The 16,551-nt window shown below is 44.4% G+C and carries 16 protein-coding genes and 1 riboswitch; of the genes, 11 read left to right on the forward strand and 5 right to left on the reverse strand.

What is annotated here, in order from left to right; genetic code table 11:
• The first annotated feature begins 541 nt into the window (after positions 1-541).
• Complete coding sequence (locus A136_RS02740) at positions 542-1,585, forward strand: GMP reductase (RefSeq protein WP_017062429.1); 1,044 nt, start codon at positions 542-544, stop codon at positions 1,583-1,585.
• Between the two features lie 196 nt (positions 1,586-1,781).
• Here A136_RS02740 and A136_RS02745 read toward each other — a convergent pair whose 3' ends face one another.
• The 4 genes from A136_RS02745 to A136_RS02760 form a co-directional block, all read right to left on the reverse strand.
• Entirely contained in the window at positions 1,782-2,360 is a 579-nt protein-coding gene (locus A136_RS02745) for a hypothetical protein (protein ID WP_017064396.1), read from the reverse strand.
• An 8-nt stretch (positions 2,361-2,368) separates the two neighbouring features.
• The gene (locus A136_RS02750) at positions 2,369-2,680 is read right to left on the reverse strand and encodes a hypothetical protein (protein WP_017064397.1); all 312 of its coding nucleotides are present in this window, start codon (positions 2,678-2,680) and stop codon (positions 2,369-2,371) included.
• 3 nt (positions 2,681-2,683) lie between these two features.
• Positions 2,684-4,057 carry a hypothetical protein gene (locus tag A136_RS02755; protein ID WP_017064398.1) on the reverse strand — a complete coding sequence of 458 codons (1,374 nt, stop codon included), beginning with the start codon at positions 4,055-4,057 and terminating at the stop codon, positions 2,684-2,686.
• Between the two features lie 475 nt (positions 4,058-4,532).
• Positions 4,533-5,207 carry a glutathione S-transferase family protein gene (locus tag A136_RS02760; RefSeq protein ID WP_017064399.1) on the reverse strand — a complete coding sequence of 225 codons (675 nt, stop codon included), beginning with the start codon at positions 5,205-5,207 and terminating at the stop codon, positions 4,533-4,535.
• Positions 5,208-5,704: 497 nt separating this feature from the next.
• Between A136_RS02760 and A136_RS02765 the strand changes: the two genes are divergently transcribed.
• The 10 genes from A136_RS02765 (at position 5,705) to thiM (ending at position 14,472) form a co-directional block, all read left to right on the forward strand.
• Complete coding sequence (locus A136_RS02765; RefSeq protein WP_017064400.1) at positions 5,705-6,802, forward strand: YdcF family protein; 1,098 nt, start codon at positions 5,705-5,707, stop codon at positions 6,800-6,802.
• A gap of 107 nt (positions 6,803-6,909) precedes the next feature.
• The gene (locus A136_RS02770; RefSeq protein ID WP_004731647.1) at positions 6,910-7,161 is read left to right on the forward strand and encodes a DUF2999 family protein; all 252 of its coding nucleotides are present in this window, start codon (positions 6,910-6,912) and stop codon (positions 7,159-7,161) included.
• A gap of 245 nt (positions 7,162-7,406) precedes the next feature.
• Positions 7,407-8,147, forward strand: a complete 741-nt coding sequence (locus tag A136_RS02775; RefSeq protein WP_017061918.1) for a helix-turn-helix domain-containing protein — start codon at positions 7,407-7,409, stop codon at positions 8,145-8,147.
• Positions 8,148-8,224: 77 nt separating this feature from the next.
• Positions 8,225-9,142: a DMT family transporter gene (locus A136_RS02780; protein ID WP_017064401.1), complete on the forward strand. Its 918-nt coding sequence runs from the start codon at positions 8,225-8,227 to the stop codon at positions 9,140-9,142.
• A gap of 98 nt (positions 9,143-9,240) precedes the next feature.
• Positions 9,241-9,352: riboswitch (TPP riboswitch) on the forward strand.
• Positions 9,353-9,450: 98 nt separating this feature from the next.
• On the forward strand, positions 9,451-10,335 hold the full coding sequence (thiD, locus tag A136_RS02785; protein WP_017064402.1) for a bifunctional hydroxymethylpyrimidine kinase/phosphomethylpyrimidine kinase: 885 nt from the start codon (positions 9,451-9,453) through the stop codon (positions 10,333-10,335).
• Positions 10,325-11,083, forward strand: a complete 759-nt coding sequence (locus tag A136_RS02790; RefSeq protein WP_017064403.1) for an ABC transporter ATP-binding protein — start codon at positions 10,325-10,327, stop codon at positions 11,081-11,083. The genes thiD and A136_RS02790 overlap by 11 nt, the downstream gene beginning before the upstream one ends.
• Positions 11,076-11,891 carry an ABC transporter permease gene (locus A136_RS02795; protein WP_017061914.1) on the forward strand — a complete coding sequence of 272 codons (816 nt, stop codon included), beginning with the start codon at positions 11,076-11,078 and terminating at the stop codon, positions 11,889-11,891. Before A136_RS02790 ends, A136_RS02795 begins: the two co-directional genes overlap by 8 nt.
• A gap of 120 nt (positions 11,892-12,011) precedes the next feature.
• Positions 12,012-12,968: an ABC transporter substrate-binding protein gene (locus tag A136_RS02800; protein WP_017064404.1), complete on the forward strand. Its 957-nt coding sequence runs from the start codon at positions 12,012-12,014 to the stop codon at positions 12,966-12,968.
• Between the two features lie 8 nt (positions 12,969-12,976).
• Positions 12,977-13,657, forward strand: a complete 681-nt coding sequence (gene tenA / locus A136_RS02805; RefSeq protein WP_017064405.1) for a thiaminase II — start codon at positions 12,977-12,979, stop codon at positions 13,655-13,657.
• Positions 13,658-13,686: 29 nt separating this feature from the next.
• Entirely contained in the window at positions 13,687-14,472 is a 786-nt protein-coding gene (thiM, locus tag A136_RS02810; protein WP_017064406.1) for a hydroxyethylthiazole kinase, read from the forward strand.
• A gap of 123 nt (positions 14,473-14,595) precedes the next feature.
• Here thiM and A136_RS02815 read toward each other — a convergent pair whose 3' ends face one another.
• The gene (locus tag A136_RS02815) at positions 14,596-16,539 is read right to left on the reverse strand and encodes a methyl-accepting chemotaxis protein (RefSeq protein WP_017064407.1); all 1,944 of its coding nucleotides are present in this window, start codon (positions 16,537-16,539) and stop codon (positions 14,596-14,598) included.
• Positions 16,540-16,551: the final 12 nt, after the last annotated feature.

Genomic DNA, 16,551 nt, shown 5'->3' on the forward strand with positions numbered 1-16,551 from the left:
GACTTTACCCCGCTCATCCAAGTTTCGAACGTGCTAATCGATCTTGCCTTTGTACTTTAAAAATTTCAGGGCTAATGAAAGAGGGCTGAGATCGGCACTCGAAGCGAAAAAAGTCAGAAAAAAATGAAATTATTTAAGAAAAAACGCATTTTTTGATTCAAGAAAAGTGTGATTTTTATGTGATTAAAGGGCACTTTTTTCACAAATTTGCCTTATCGAAGATTTTTTCGCCGAATTTGCAAGGGAAACGTTTGCGCAATAAACCGACAGCGTTTGCGTGAATATGTTGTTAAGTTATTAATTACTATGAATTTAGTAGGAAATGACGGGCGGGAAGCTTTTACCAGATATGGAATCTTTGAGAGGATAGCACAAAAAAAAATGAAATATCAGACTTGCTGTTAGTAAATCACAGCCTATAATGCTGAAAACCGGAGCGTCTGCCAACGCTCCGGTTTTTTTGTGTCCGAAACTCAGTAAAGCGTCTGCCAACGCTTACCGAAAACGCACGACACGTAATATGATTACAGGACAAATTATCATGCGTATCGAACAAGAACTTAAGTTAGGTTTCAAAGATGTACTCTTCCGTCCGAAGCGTTCTACCCTTAAAAGCCGTTCTCAAGTTGAATTAACCCGCGATTTTACATTCAAGCATAGCGGTCGTCAATGGTCTGGTACTCCAGTAATTGCAGCGAACATGGATTCGGTAGCAAGCTTTGAAATGGCAGCTGCTCTAGCAGAGCACGGTGTTATGACTGCAGTACACAAGCACTACACAGTAGAGCAGTGGGCTGAGTTCGCAAAAACAGCAGACAAGAAAACGCTGAACAACGTATTTGTTTCAACAGGTACTTCTGAAGCTGAGTTTGAGAAAACTAAGCAAATCATGGCGCTTAGCGACGAATTCGTATTTATCTGTATTGATATCGCTAACGGCTACTCAGAGCACCTAGTTGAGTATGTACAAAAAGTACGTGCTGAATTCCCGACTAAAGTTATCTCTGCTGGTAACGTTGTAACGGGTGACATGGTTGAAGAGCTAATCCTAGCTGGCGCAGACATCGTTAAGGTTGGTATCGGCCCTGGTTCTGTTTGTACTACACGTGTTAAAACAGGCGTAGGTTACCCTCAACTTTCTGCAATCATCGAGTGTGGCGACGCAGCACACGGCCTTGGCGGCATGATCATCGGTGACGGTGGCTGTTCATGTGCGGGTGACGTATCTAAAGCGTTCGGCGGCGGTGCTGACTTCGTAATGCTAGGCGGCATGCTAGCAGGTCACTCTGAGTCAGGCGGCGAAGTTGTAGAGCAAGACGGTAAGCAATTCATGAAGTTCTATGGAATGTCGTCACAGTCGGCTATGGACAAGCACTCAGGTGGTGTTGCTAAGTACCGTGCTGCTGAAGGTAAAACTGTTTTACTTCCGTTCCGTGGCTCTGTTCACAACACAATTTCTGACATCCTTGGTGGTGTACGTTCAACTTGTACATACGTAGGCGCAGCAAAGCTTAAAGAGCTAACTAAGCGTACGACTTTTATCCGTGTACAAGAGCAAGAGAACAACGTATTCGGTAAAGAGTAATCTGAACGGATTGGAATAGTTTGAAGATCAAGAGCCGCTTTTTAGCGGCTCTTTTTATAAAAGAGTGAGTTATTATCAGGGAAAGGGATAATAACTACGATGTTTTATCTTACCTTATAACAAGGAAATCGCTTCGAACTAACCAGTAGGCTATACAAGAACTTAATCTAGAAAGTTAGGTTTATATTGTAAGATATCAGATCTCTTCTTGTGTGTTTTTTAGTAGTGCAATGAATTTTTCAGCTGTTTGACTTAGTATCAAGTTGAGCTCTTCAGCTGAGCTTACGTCAGCTATATTGTCATCTAAATCATCCATAATTCGTTCTGCGTCGTCCTTTAATTGGGTGTTTACAGAGACCAGCCATATGAAGCTATCTCGAATTTTGTTTGTTTCTTCTAAGCCATAGCTTTCCCAAAAGTCATCAATATCTTGCCCATTTGCCCTGAACAACTGTGGTGCTTCATCTATAAAAGTAACGAAATGTTTTAGGCAGTTTGGGTAAATCACTTCTCTAAGCCAAAAAAGGTCATGGATAGACTCTTTCTTTTGTTTTTTTGTGAGTTTGTGAGTGTGCACAGAAGACAATACTGAGATTAGAACAGCAAAGCCTGCGAAGACAGTTTCAAGCGAAATTCCGTCATCATCTGAAGCCTTACCTTCTAATTTGAGTGTTATCGTAGAATCTTTCTTATCGACGTCGAAGTATGAATTTGATGGTTCAGCGAAAGCATAATGGCTGAGGCAGATTAAGAATAAACATAGCAAACGACTCATATCAATACCTAAAGAGCTCTAGCGGTCGTAATACTACGACGAATAGCTCTAGTGCATTCATTCTTGCTCTTCTCATTGAGGTCCGTTGTGTCTAGTCGGGCCATTAACTCTTCAATGTCGATCGATGAGCTTAGTTCTTGAAGCTCATTACTCATCAAACCAAGAAAGTATGAACTAGTTATCAACTGCTCTTGTCTTGCTACAAATTTGTAGCCATCGGCAAGTTTTATGCCAAGTAATTTATGCGCACGTTCGCCATTCTTTCTACCTGAAAGTAATTTCCCTTCAATCTTTGTGAAATCAATTTTTTGTTCAGACATATGTCATTCCTGCAGATTATCTAATGGAACAGTACTACCATTTAGTGGAATCCTAATATTAATCATGACCCCTGGGAAATGATTATTATCCATTGTTCTTACGCATTTAGAACTTGGTGGGAATTTCAAAGATTGTTCCTCATTTAAAGGAATGTGTACATCTTCGCTTCCATCTTCATTTGCGGTTGTCTTGGAAGAGAGCTTCCCATCAAAATGGATTAAAGTAGAGCCAGAAATAATATTCATCATAGCTCGATCTTTATGGTTTCCATTACCTCTAAGTTCAGTATAGGCTTTATATATTAATTCAAATGTCTCAATTAATCGAACGGTTCCTTGCCCTCTGGTTGGTTCCTCGTCTTTTTTTGAACTTATATTTCCTTGTAACGCAGCTACAGTTGTTAGGGCGTCGGAATCGAATGTAGCACTATGCCTATCTACGTAATCTTGCGCTAGCTTCTTGGCTGCGCTAGTTGTAGGTAGTTCATTGAATGTTTCGGCAATTGAGTGACCAATGTTCATGACCATGAGTTCAAAATACCTTTGGCTCTCGTGGCTACAGTTTAAATAGCTTCTGACGTACCAATTAGGAGCCGTTCGGTGACAGTGTTCTTCCGCATTGTCTAATACTTCAGCTAAACACATCTGTAATTCAGCTTGTACATCATCGTGCATCTTCAAAGCCAGAACTTTTAAGCCATCACAAAAGCTATCAATGCACTCTTCAGCGACGTTTGTTTTTGCATCATCCGCTGTAGCACTAGCAGACTCAAATTTGTTGCTTTCGTTTCTGTATACAAATGAACCTTTGGATGTAGTTAAAGGTTCACCCGCTAGTATTTTTGCATGATTAAGCTCTGCGACGATTCCTGCTTCATGGATTAGCTCATGAGTAGCAATTTGTTCACTAATTGTTCCTTTCAATTGTAAAGGATGTTTCCCTTGTGCTCTAGCTCTGCATAAGTCAGTTGCAAGAATACCGAGTAAAGCTTCGCTTGCCATACAGGTGTTTTGTGATTTGTGAGAAAATTGAATCCTTTTGACGTGCTTTGAAGTTGCAGCAGAAAATAGCTCACTTAAGCCAGAAAAAACGTTTTCAGGATTATTATAGATGTCAAAGTTCTTTGGGACAGGGAATTTATATGTCCCGGATCTACACGATTTTTTACTCAAGGCTTTGCGTTCTAGATGTAGTTTATTGAACTCCTTCGCAATTTTTGCCCCTTGGATATCTGCAACGTGAGAAACAGGTTTTGAAGTCTCATGTGTATTGGAAGTTACATTATCGTTGTTAGGTTGATAGTTTTTCTTAGTTCTTAAATGTCTTTTCCAACGATGTCTTTGTGTCGTTAAACTTGGTGTTGCAGTTAGTCTCATATCACCGTCTTCTACTTTGTTTGTATGTCGTTTGTAAGCTAAGAGGTTAACTTACCAATTCTTTCTGTTATCAACGAAACTTCACATACAAGACCCCCCCTTCGTTATCGGTAGTTATATCAGAGCACTGAAACTGAAAGTCTACTTTGGGTCTAGTAAGTCGCGTAAAGAAAGCTGGTTATCGTATTGATACCAACCACGCACAGGTTAGTTTAAAGGCTCGTTTTAAAGCCTATGAGATCATAATGATATGTAGAATATCATTATGATCTCATATCAAGTAGCTCTAAATCTGTATTTTATGACTTACAACAGTTACTTACGGTTTTTAGAATACTTATTACACATACGGGGCGATTGAATCAGGATGGAAGTTTTTGAGTCTGGACGGATAGGGCGGTTACTGATGATTAATCAAGTTGCAGGAACGGCCCAGCAGATTACTACTGAGCCTTGTTATCAGACTTTACTTCTTCTACTTCGCATAATTCGAAGGAAACAGTGCTCGTTTCGCTTCTTCATCACGTTCGGTTTTGAATTCAACATCCTTACCGATTTCGCGAGCACGCAGTGCAGCAGGGCGGGCGTTGATTGCATCGAACCAGCGCTTCAAGTTCGGGTAAGGTTCTAAGCCTTCTTCACCAAGCACAACCGGTGCTTTATCAATCCAACCCCATGCCGCGACATCGACAATGGTGTACTCATTTCCTACGATAAATTCACGACCTTCCATATGCTTCTCTAACACTTCGTAGTGACGTTGTGCTTCACGTAGGTATCGGTTCACAGCGTAGTCTAAGCCTGCTGGTGCAGCATGGCGGAAGTGTACCGATTGGCCTGAATATGGACCAAGGCCACTCGCGATAAACATCATCCAAGAGAGTAGTTCAGCTCTGTCTTCTGGCTGACCGCCAAGCTTGCCTGTTTTCTCTGAGAGATACAGAAGGATAGCGTTAGAGTCGAATACACGTTGTCCTTCATCTTCAATCGCAGGCGTTTTGCCATTTGGATTGATTAAACGATATTCCGGTGAATGCTGCTCACCCTTTAAGGTATCGACAGGAACAAGTTCAAAATCTAGGCCTGTCTCTTCCAAAAACAGAGCGATCTTCATTGGGTTTGGTGTTTGGTGAAAATAGAACTTAAGCATGGGGTAACTCCTTGTATTGGTCATTTATTAAAGCACCACTTGAACGATCGTTCAATGGTTGATTTTGAATTATTTGAAGATCTTCTGACTCGCATTCCAACTCTATGTGTTGAAGACCTCGTTATTTGAGCGAGGGGTAAAATCGCGCGATTCAGTGTGTTGGATTTTAAGTTGTTGAAAAAATGAGCTTAAAGTGGTTTTTTTGATTCGTTGCTTTATGCGGAGTTCGGATTTGTGATGGGTGGTTTTTGGCGGGATAGGGCGTATGAAATCCGCAGTCAGATATTCCAACAAAAACGTTGAGCACTGGTTCAAACCAGAATTATCTGGATGCACAGGCTTATTGGTAAGTTCAAAATCGTGATCTGCTGCCACACCTTATGCAACAAATGAATATAAACGTTAGAGATTAAGGTGTGCTTCACGGTTTTTTAATCTTAGGGACTTACATTGGTGAGCAAATCTGATGTGAACACTTAACGACACAGGATCTTTTCATGAAAAAGAACATTATCGCCCTCGCTCTTGGTGGCATGCTGGCTTTTGGCGCAACACCTTATTCTTTTGCTGCTAACGACGGCGCAGTACAGGCTTCTGCGGATTACGCGCAGTTGGTGACTAAGCGACAAGTTGTCGACCAATTACTTCTTGATGCGTTGCAGGCGTTTAAGTCTCCGGCAAGAATTTCTCACGCGGGCTTTACGGCTAAAATGCCAAGCAACATGGAAATTGTGACTAACCGATTGTTAGAAGCTTACCAACTAGAACCTTACCGTACTGATTTGGTTATCTCGGCAGCGAACGCTCAGATCTACAACAAGAATGCAGAGCGCGCTATTGAGCTGTTTGAGCAAGCGCTGACGGTTGCACCAGACGATGTTGATCTTCATGCTTACCTTGCGGTTTGGCAGCGATTTGAAGGCAATGAAAGTGAATCCAATAAGCACATGGAGAAACTGGAAAGCCTGAACAAAGGTAAAGCAGAAGACATCAAACGCATTTTTGCTACGGTCGACCGCGTGTTAGAAACACCGTTGAAAGAGTCTGCGGATAAAGGCTTGCTTGATCATCATGGCGCGATTGTCACTTTGGGCTATGCGCTTAATCCAGACGGCTCTATGCATCAAATTTTGATTGAGCGTCTTGAGACAACATTGGCGATGGCTAAGGCGAACTCAGATGCGATGATCGTGTTAACGGGTGGCGTGCCCAAGAACCACAAGACTGAAGGTAAGTTAATGGCGGATTGGCTTATCGAGAAAGGGGTAAGCAAAGATCGCATCATCGAAGAGAATTACGCGACCAGCACGGTAGGCAATGCCTTATTCAGTAGCTACGCACTTGCTCGCCATGATATTAAGCACGCGACCATTATTAGCTCGGCAAGCCATGTTCGTCGTGGTCAAACTCTGTTTGAAATCGCTAGCTGGCAAACCGGCCCTCAGGGCATTACTTTTGATACGGTTTCTTACCCAGACAAGCCACTCGCAGATCTTAAGAAGGCGAGTGATGGTGAGCTACTAGGTATCTACCGAGATGCGCTTAGAACCTATGGTATGTGGAGCTACCGCTCTTACCCATTAGAGTCTCGCTAGGCTTAGGGTTACTTCACAGTAGGCAAAGTATAAGTTGCTAGTACAATCGAGCACAGCTAGATGGTATGCTGTGCTCCTACTTAATTTAGTGTTTCAAAGGCAAAAAAATGAACCCGATTTTAGCAATGTTGAAAGAGAACAATATTAGCGACGAGCAGATCAGCGAGCTATTCAAAACGTTGACCGAGAACCCTCTTGCAGCAATGGCGACGATCAGCCAACTTGGCTTACCACAAGATAAACTTCAAATGCTGATGGGCCAGGTAATGCAAAACCCTGCGCTAATCAAAGAAGCAGTTGAAGAGCTTGGCCTAGATTTTTCTAAGGTTGAAGCCGCTAAAGAGCAACTTCAAAAATAATAGAGTCTGAATGAGCGATTTTGTTAGGAAGTGATAGCCGATTCGGTTAACTGTTCTTGAGATTGCTAATTAGACTTGAGTAAAAAGCCGTTTGAGTATCAATACTTAAACGGCTTTTTTGATCCGACTTAGAAAGGCTAGAAAGAGATACGACAAAAATACTAGTCCGATGTGACTCCCTCGCTTAAATCATGTAATTTCTTTTTAACACTCATGTTTCAATAAACTGAATTCCGGCGTTGCTCATGAAATCTAGCCTAAGCATTCGATCTTACACCAAGCAATTTAATACTCATGCCCATGATGGCTACCATCAACTCGTGCTGCCTATTCAAGGGAGTATTAGTATTGAAATGGTGGGATATGTCGGCAAGGTGGCCGTGGGCGAATGCGTGGTGATTCCGGTAACCACAGCGCATGCGTTTAAGGCGGATGAAGCAGCGCGGTTTATTGTCGCAGATATGGCAGAGTTACCGCAGCACTTGTTAGAGCATGAGCTCTCGGTGTTTACTATCACGCCACCCTTAATGAGCTTCTTGCTGTTTGTTGAAAAGCAGTTGGAATACCAAGTGGACAGTGGCATTGAATCATCCATCTTGGATGTGTTTTCACTGTTATTAGAGCAACAAAAAGTCAGCAAGAGCATCGACCCTCGTATTCGAGCGGTCCAAAGGCTCATTGCGGATAATTACGCCCAGCCTCTCTCTATTTCTCAGCTTGCAGAAACGGCTTGCTTGAGCCCCACTCAATTTAAGAAGCGCTTTAAAGAGTGCATTGGAATCAGTGCGCTTAAGTACATCACTCGCTATCGTATGGAGAAAGCTCAAGCCTTGCTTAGCCATACCGATTTACCCGTTCAATTGGTCGCAGAAAATGTGGGTTATAGTGACTTGTCTGCATTCAGTCGACGCTTCTCTCAGCACTTTGGCATGTCTCCAAGGGCGTTTTTGGGCTCGATGAAAGAGAGTCTTCCAAAACAAGAATAGCGTCCTTTTGGCAAACTCAACTTAGTATATGTTCACTATTATCTATTTCAGAAATGAAAATAGACTAGGTAATAGAAATGAATCTTGCCATCAATCGCGTTAACGAATTCCAAACGGGCACTTTAGCCATCGTGTTTGCTTCTGTTTTATGGGGCACGACAGGCACCGCCGCAAGCTTTGCGCCTGATCTCAGCCCATTAGCGATTGGTGCTTTTTCAATGGGCGTCGGCGGCTTAATGCAAGCAGTCTTGGCGTATCGAAAGATCTTATCTTCACTTGATAAGCTTTTGCTCAACAAAAAGTTGTTAGCGGCGAGTGCGCTGGCTTTGGCGATCTATCCTCTGGCTTTTTACTCTTCGATGAAGTTATCGGGTGTCGCAATGGGCACAGTGGTGTCGATAGCTACTGCTCCTTTCTTTTCTGCACTTTTAGAGTGTCTTATTAGCAAAAAGAATAATATCAACAAACGTTGGTTAACGAGCTTTGCCATTGGCGTGGTTGGTATTGGGCTACTGGTATTTTCAGAATCATCATCAGCGAATGATTCTGGTGACGATCTGAAGCTTTTGGGCATTGGATTAGGGGTGATTGCTGGGTTGTGTTACGCCATTTATTCATGGGCGACAAAAGCTCTGATAGACGAAGGCATTAAGTCGCAAGCAGCGATGGGCAGCATATTTGGGCTAGGAGCGATGTTGCTACTGCCAACGCTTTGGTTTACGGGGGATAACTTGTTCGCATCGAATACCAATATATTGGTGGTGAGTTACTTGGTGTTACTTCCTCAATGTTTAGGCTATATCGCTTTCAGTTTTGGGCTACGCCATGTCACAGCGAGTAGCGCCAACTTGATTACCTTACTTGAGCCAGTCGTTGCCGCCGTGTTGGCCGTGTGTATTGTGGGTGAGCTTATTCCATTGGTTGGATGGCTAGGTATGTTCTTGATAGTGATGTGTTTATTCATCCAATCTCAGCCAACTAAAAAGCCATTATAAGTATTTGTTAAAACGGGATTAATTGAATTAAATTCATGCGTGATTCTTATAATTGAATAAAATGAGTATCTCAGTTGCGAGAGTGCTGTTACTATCGTTATCAATAGTCGGGGGGCATATACCTTAGTTGGTGTTTGCTGAGATCGTTATTCGAGACCCGTTGAACCTGATTCAGTTAACACTGGCGTAGGGAACTATGATTACTTTGCCTACGTGGTTCAACAATGATCTCTCATTGCTTTCACCTCCACACTCTCTTTGCGGCCAAAGTTCGGTTCTCTTACGTCTTTTAGACAGTAGGAGCGACCATGACACAGCATTCCAATTCTCAAGTATCACCTAACAGCACTCAAACACCAGAAAACCAATCTTCTTCGATCAATACTCCGATTGTTTTGACCATTGCGGGTTCTGACAGTGGTGGTGGCGCGGGCATTCAAGCTGATATTAAAGCCATGTCTGCAACGGGTAGCTTCGCTTGTTCGGTAATTACCGCGATTACATCTCAGAACACCCAAGGCGTGTCCGCTATATTTCCAATCCCACTAGAGCATGTCGCTAGTCAGTTAGATGCAGTGTTTACCGATTTGAATATCGTGGCGGTAAAAGTCGGCATGTTGGCGGATTCGCAAATCATCAAAGTCGTCGCGGACAAAATCAAACAATACCAACCTAAACACCTAGTGATTGACCCTGTCATGGTGGCGACAAGTGGCGACCTTCTTTTAGAAAACTCGGCGATCACCACGCTAAAACAAGAACTGATTCCGCTCGCAGACATCATTACGCCTAACTTGCCGGAAGGCGCAGCACTAACGGGCAAAGCTGTGCCTGAAAGCGAAGCCGAAATGCAGGATATGATTGAAGACCTGCGTGCACTAGGTGCTAAAGCCGTTCTTCTCAAAGGCGGTCATTTAGAGAAGGATGAGAACAGTAACGACTTACTGATTCTGCCAACCACGTCTGCTTTGATTAGTGCGAAGCGTTTTCCTACCAAAAACACCCACGGTACGGGTTGTACGCTTTCATCTGCTATTGCTTCTTTCTTAGCGCAAGGCAACACGCTGTCAGAGGCTGTTGAGCTAGGCAAACAATACATTTCGCGCGCGATTGCTCATGCTGATGAGTTGCAAGTCGGCCAAGGTCATGGGCCCGTAAATCACTTCTTCGCTGGGCACGGGAATGTCCGTTAATACGGTGGGTGTTCAGCTCAGCAATGCCTCTTTACGTTATAACGACAGTGAGCACGCAACCTTATCGGGATTGTCGCTTAGCTTAAACGCAGGTAAGTGGACGGTATTGCTAGGTCGAAGTGGCTGCGGGAAAACCACGGTATTGCGTTATCTGGCAGGCTTGTTGGACGACAAGGTGGAGTGGCAGGGAACATTGACAACCTCTGATGAATTGCCTTTAACGGATCGCATCGCTTACATGGCGCAGCAGGATTTGTTACTGCCGTGGCTGTCGGTTATCGACAATGTATGTCTGAGTCATTGTTTTCAAAATTCAGCTTCTGACAAAGCACTGCAAACCAATCAAGCACTCGAGTTGCTCGCTGCGGTTGGTTTGGCTGATTATGCGAATGCGATGCCGGATCAGTTGTCTGGTGGTATGCGTCAACGTGTCGCTTTGGCTCGAACTTTAATGCAAGACAAGCCAGTGGTGCTGATGGATGAGCCGTTCTCTGCGCTGGATGCGGTAACGAGACACAAACTACAGAGCTTAGCGTGTGAGCTGTTGAGAGATAAAACCGTTGTGTTGATCACCCATGATCCACAAGAAGCGGTGCGTTTGGCGGATAACTTGTATGTGTTGCAAGGCATACCTGCGAATGCTCAGTCTTTATCTGTGCCTCTCACATCAACACCACGAGTGTTAGACGGTGAATGCGCTGAGTTACAACAAGCGATCTTAGATCAGCTGGAGCGTGATTATGAATGATCTAACGCGAAGCGAAGCTGTCACTCAGTCAACGAACGTGCAGTCTAGCACTGAACGTTCAAGTCAGATGAATCCCGTTATGCGTTTGCTTATCAGCAGTGTTGTGATTCTTGGCCTATGGCAACTTGTGGTCGTTGTTTTCGAAATGCCGAGCTTCATTCTTCCGGCTCCCGCAGAAGTCTTTCTCAAGCTTATTGAACGCTACGATGTGTTACTCAAACACACTTGGGTGACCGCACAAGAGATCTTACTTGGGCTATTGCTAGGTTTGTCTATGGGGCTGTTTTTCGCCTTGCAGATGTTGATGTTTGATCCGTTGAAACGTTGGCTGTTGCCTATCTTGATTGCTAGCCAAGCGATTCCTGTATTTGCGATCGCGCCAGTACTGATGCTGTGGCTTGGTTATGGCATCGCCTCAAAAGTGGTGATGGCGGCGATCATTATCTTCTTCCCAGTAACCACTTGTTGTTACGACGGTCTGCGCAATACACCGACAGGCTATCTTGACCTTGCCAAGACGATGGGCGCATCGAAATGGCAACTGCTACGCCACATTCAACTTCCTGCTGCACTGCCAACATTGGCGTCGGGTATTCGTGTGGCTGTGGTTATCGCCCCAATTGGCGCAGTTGTTGGCGAGTGGGTAGGTTCGAGTGAAGGGCTGGGTTATCTAATGCTGCAAGCCAATGCACGAATGATCATTGATGAGATGTTTGCTGCCTTGTTTATCTTGGCGGTGCTCTCTATCTCGCTCTACTTCATCACAGACAAATTACTCAAAAAAGCTATCCCTTGGGAGAACCAGTAATGGCTTGCTCAATAACACTTTGTTTAATAAGGCTTCGCTCAACGCTATTTATCTCAACAATAGCTCGTTAAAAATGAGCTCTATAAACACAATAATAATATTCAAAAGGAAAGGTTAACTATGAAAAATACCAAATTGGTAGGTGCAGTGGCACTGCTTGCTTCGTTAGTTTCAGGTCATGCTCTAGCGGACTCTGAACAAAAGAAACTGACATTGATGTTGGATTGGTTTGTAAACCCGAACCACGGCCCGATTGTGATTGCTCAAGAGCGTGGTTACTTTGCTGACCAAGGCTTAGAGGTTGAAATCCAAGAACCAGCAGACCCAAGCACGCCAGCAAAATTGGTCGCGGCAGGTAAGGTCGATTTAGCGGTAACTTACCAACCAAGTTTAACCATGGATGTGGCAGCGGGTCTTCCTTTAGTTCGTGCATCAACCCTTATCGCGACGCCACTGAACACACTAATGGTACTGGATAACGGCAAGAACGATTCATTAGCGGATCTGAAAGGCAAAAAGATCGGTATCGCGATTGCGGGTAACGAAGAAGCGACTATCGGTACCATGCTAGCTCAAGAAAATGTTGCATTTACAGACGTGCAAACCATCAATGTCGGTTGGGCACTTTCATCTTCATTGGCATCAGGCAAGGTAGATGCAATCTGGGGTGGCCTACGTAACTTCGAAACTAACCAGCTAGCCCTTGAAGGCTTTAAAGCAAAAGCATTCTTCCCAGAAGAGCACGGTGTGCCAGCTTACGATGAGCTTATCTTTGTTGCGAACGCAAAGCAGCACGATGATGAAGCGATCAAAGCGTTCAACAAAGCATTAGAGCAAGCAACAACTTACATCGTGAACCACCCACAAGAATCATGGAGCGAGTTTGTTGCGTATTCACCAGATACGTTAAACAACGAACTTAACCAGCGCGCATGGAACGACACACTGACTCGTTTTGCACTTCGCCCTTCAGCAGTTGACCTAAAACGTTACGATGACTATGCGCAGTTCATGTTCGACAAAGGCATCATCAAATCACTACCAAAAGCCGCTTACTACGTGCCGACTTTTGACTAAGGAATCTCATGAAATACCAAGACTTAATCCAAGCCTGTCAACAAGATTGGCAAGACTACACAGAGCACACTTTTGTTAAAACGCTGGCAAACGGCACTCTTGCTCAGCCGTGTTTTCTGCATTATTTGAAACAAGATTTTCTGTTCTTGAAGCAATATGCTCGCGCTTATGCGTTGGCGATTTACAAGGCAAAAACACTGGCTGATATGCGTCGTGCACTGCCAAGTGTTCATGCGTTGCTAGATTCTGAAATCTCTCACCATGTGACTTACTGTGGTCAGTGGGGTTTAACCGAATCGGATTTAGAAAACGAACCTGAAGATTTCGGCACTGTTGCCTACACGCGCTACGTTCTAGATGCGGGTATGACGGGTGATCTTGTCGACTTATATGCGGCACTGGCTCCGTGTTCAATCGGTTATGCCGTGATTGGTAAAGCGCTGTTAGAAAGCAGTGATACTGTTTTGGAAGGCAACCCATACGCAAGCTGGCTGCAACTGTATGGCAGTGAAGAGTTCCAGTCTGGCGTAGCAACGGGCGCGGAATACTTCAATCAGTTGCTTGCTGAAATTGATATCAACAGCGAACGCGGTCAGAACATCGTTCATATCTTCAAAACCGCAACGCGTATGGAAGTGGCTTTTTGGCAGCAAGGGCTGAACGCTCTTGATGATTCAACAGCGGCTTAAAAGCGACTTTCACGAATAAGGATTTACCCATGCTTACTGAACAAATTATTCAATCGCTACGCGCAGTACGAGAGCAAAAACCACTGGTTGTGAACATCACTAACTATGTAGTGATGAACAACACGGCCAACGCGTTATTGGCGATTGGCGCTTCGCCTATTATGGCGCACTCGCAACAAGAACTGGCAGAGATGATGTCTTTCTCTGGTGCTTTGGTGATTAACATCGGCACGCTCGACAGTGTTTGGACGCCAAGAATGTGTTTTGCTGTTGAGCAAGCGAACGCGAACAACAAGGTTGTGGTTCTTGACCCTGTGGGTTGTGGGGCAAGTACGTTGCGTACCGAGACTTCTCGTGAAATTGCACGCTTAGCCGATAAGTTGATCATTCGTGGTAACGCGTCTGAGATTATCGCGTTAGCGGGCGAACAAGCGCAGAGCAAAGGCGTTGATGCGCTTGATAGCAGTGATGCTGCGTTAGGTGCTGCACAGTGCTTAGTGGCTGAATACGGTGCAAATGTGGTGATATCTGGTGAGACAGATTACGTTGTCACCAAAGACAGCGTGGTGACGTTAAACAATGGACACCAAATGATGCCGTATGTGACGGGTATGGGGTGTACTTTAACTGCATTGACGGGTGCTTTCGCGGCTGTTGGTGATGATAGTGGTTTAGCTGCAGCAGCGGTATTAGGCGTGGTTGGTGAAATCGCGGCTGAAAACTCTCGCGGCCCAGGTAGCTTGCAAATTAACTTGCTTGATGAGTTGTATCAGTTAGACGAAGAGACTCTGATTCAACGCTTGAAGATTCAGTAGGGCTAATCTAACTCTAAGCCACAAGTTAGAGTTAGATTAACTTAAAAAAGCACCCGACACTTATGTGTAGGGGGCTTTTTATTACTGGTTTGGAACTGTGTCAGCTGTGTATAGACTGGCTGGCTAGGTTCTAAATCGGTTAACTTGGCTCTCTAGGTGATGAGCAACCTCGGTTAAGTCGCTCGCTGCACCTGAAATGCTGCTTACCGACTCTTGGTTGCTTTGAGCAATAGTGTTTGCACCTTGCGCGTTTTCACCCAGTGATTTGGTAAGACGATCCTGCTCATCAACCGACACCGCGATTTGGCTGTTGGCTTGGTTCAGATCTTGGATGTGTTGATTAATCACATGTAAGTTCTGAGAAGCTTGCTGCGCCTGCGTTGAAGCGTCTGAAACCGTGCTGTGGCTCTCTTTGATAGACTCTAACGCATCTTTAGCGCCACGTTGTAGTGAGGTGATGAGCTCATCAATCTGGCTAGCAGAGTCTTGGGTACGTTTAGCGAGCGTTCTTACTTCATCGGCTACTACTGCAAATCCGCGACCTTGTTCACCTGCGCGCGCAGCTTCAATAGCCGCATTCAATGCCAACAGGTTGGTCTGCTCAGAAACGCCTTTGATTACTTCAAGAATGGCACCAATGTTCATCGACTCTTTATGTAGGTCGGTCACTTTTTGGCTGCTTACCTGCATGCTTTCATCGGCGCTACCAATTTCATGCAGTGTCTTATCTACTTCTTTCAGTCCCATCGCCACATTCTCGGTGGCTTGGTTGGCAACTTGAGACGCGTGGTTAGCACTTGCCGCAATTTCTGATGTGCTGGAAGCTAATTGATCAACGGCAGAAGAGATATTGATCATTTCACTGTTCAATTGTGTTGCGTTGGTCGAGCTGTTATTTGTCACTTGATTGAGTGACTCCGACATCTCACCAATACGCACGCTAGAACGGTTCACTTGGCCAACAATATCGCGCAGAGATTCAATGGTGATCTCCATATTAGTCAGCAGTTCGCCAATCTCATTTTTGCTCTCAATGTTCACTTCCACATTCAGGTTGCCCTGAGAAAGCTCGTTGGTGATCTGTTTAACTTGTGCGATGCCTTTAGTAATAGAGCGAGTCACCAACACGGCGCTCGTCATGCCAATAACTAAAGCCACACCCGTCAGCAATATGATGATTTGAATCGAGCGCTTTTCGCTGGCTTGCAGTTCTGGTGTTAATGCTTGTTTCTGTTGTTCTAGAATGCTCTGAGCATCAGCTACCGAAATCGCTAAGCTGTCACCAATAGAGGCGAGGGTAACGGTTCTTTGCGTGTTCTCAATCATCTGTTGATGAACTTGCTCAAAGCCTTTCGCGTACGCTTCCCGTTGGTTAGAGAAATCTTCAATCAATTCACTTTGATAAGGAGATGATTTAAGAGATTCAATATCGCCTTCTATACCTGGCAGAGCATATTCAAAAATGTCTTTACCAGCTTCATAGGTTTTGAGGTCGTTGTTGTTTGAGTAACTCAGCACTGTGATCTTGGCTGCGAGGAAGTTCTCCATCAACATGCCTGCGTATAAGCTCGCGTTTGGATCATTGTTATTGTAAGACTCATACAATAAGCTCTGAGCCGCTTTCAGTGCGTTGGTTTCTCGTGTGACCATCTCCACGTTCACTAACTGGTCAATGAGCAGTTGGCTCTGTTTCATTGATCCATAAGCCGCATCAAAAGCTGCAACGCTGTCTTGCACTAATTGCAGGCTCGACAAGCTATCAGTATTGGTGGTGGTTTGGATTAAGTTGTTCAGCAGTTCATCAATCGCAAGTTTGCTCGATTGATAATTCGCTTCGTATTGATCATCCAATGACTCTAAGTAACGTTCAGAAGCTAAACGCATCTGAAGAAAGTGCACTTGAATGTTGCCTGACAATGTCGCCTTGTGGCTGAGGTCACTGTACTGGCTAAAGCCGTTCGACAAGGTTTGAATACCTTTGTAACTCACAAGGCCTGAAATGACGAAAAAGAGCAAGCAGATGGCATAACCCAGCTTGATCTTGAGCGCTATAGAAAGGTGGCGCATAACTATCCCTAT

The organism is Vibrio crassostreae 9ZC13 (assembly GCF_000272045.2).
GTDB classification, from domain to species: Bacteria; Pseudomonadota; Gammaproteobacteria; order Enterobacterales; family Vibrionaceae; genus Vibrio; species Vibrio crassostreae_C.

Excerpts from the sequence above, each read along its gene's own strand:
- A136_RS02740 (WP_017062429.1), top strand. The coding sequence starts at position 542 with ATGCGTATCGAACAAGAACTTAAGTTAGGTTTCAAAGATGTACTCTTC.
- A136_RS02745 (WP_017064396.1), bottom strand. The coding sequence starts at position 2,360 with ATGAGTCGTTTGCTATGTTTATTCTTAATCTGCCTCAGCCATTATGCT.
- A136_RS02750 (WP_017064397.1), bottom strand. The coding sequence starts at position 2,680 with ATGTCTGAACAAAAAATTGATTTCACAAAGATTGAAGGGAAATTACTT.
- A136_RS02755 (WP_017064398.1), bottom strand. The coding sequence starts at position 4,057 with ATGAGACTAACTGCAACACCAAGTTTAACGACACAAAGACATCGTTGG.
- A136_RS02760 (WP_017064399.1), bottom strand. The coding sequence starts at position 5,207 with ATGCTTAAGTTCTATTTTCACCAAACACCAAACCCAATGAAGATCGCT.
- A136_RS02765 (WP_017064400.1), top strand. The coding sequence starts at position 5,705 with ATGAAAAAGAACATTATCGCCCTCGCTCTTGGTGGCATGCTGGCTTTT.
- A136_RS02770 (WP_004731647.1), top strand. The coding sequence starts at position 6,910 with ATGAACCCGATTTTAGCAATGTTGAAAGAGAACAATATTAGCGACGAG.
- A136_RS02775 (WP_017061918.1), top strand. The coding sequence starts at position 7,407 with ATGAAATCTAGCCTAAGCATTCGATCTTACACCAAGCAATTTAATACT.
- A136_RS02780 (WP_017064401.1), top strand. The coding sequence starts at position 8,225 with ATGAATCTTGCCATCAATCGCGTTAACGAATTCCAAACGGGCACTTTA.
- thiD (WP_017064402.1), top strand. The coding sequence starts at position 9,451 with ATGACACAGCATTCCAATTCTCAAGTATCACCTAACAGCACTCAAACA.
- A136_RS02790 (WP_017064403.1), top strand. The coding sequence starts at position 10,325 with ATGTCCGTTAATACGGTGGGTGTTCAGCTCAGCAATGCCTCTTTACGT.
- A136_RS02795 (WP_017061914.1), top strand. The coding sequence starts at position 11,076 with ATGAATGATCTAACGCGAAGCGAAGCTGTCACTCAGTCAACGAACGTG.
- A136_RS02800 (WP_017064404.1), top strand. The coding sequence starts at position 12,012 with ATGAAAAATACCAAATTGGTAGGTGCAGTGGCACTGCTTGCTTCGTTA.
- tenA (WP_017064405.1), top strand. The coding sequence starts at position 12,977 with ATGAAATACCAAGACTTAATCCAAGCCTGTCAACAAGATTGGCAAGAC.
- thiM (WP_017064406.1), top strand. The coding sequence starts at position 13,687 with ATGCTTACTGAACAAATTATTCAATCGCTACGCGCAGTACGAGAGCAA.
- A136_RS02815 (WP_017064407.1), bottom strand. The coding sequence starts at position 16,539 with ATGCGCCACCTTTCTATAGCGCTCAAGATCAAGCTGGGTTATGCCATC.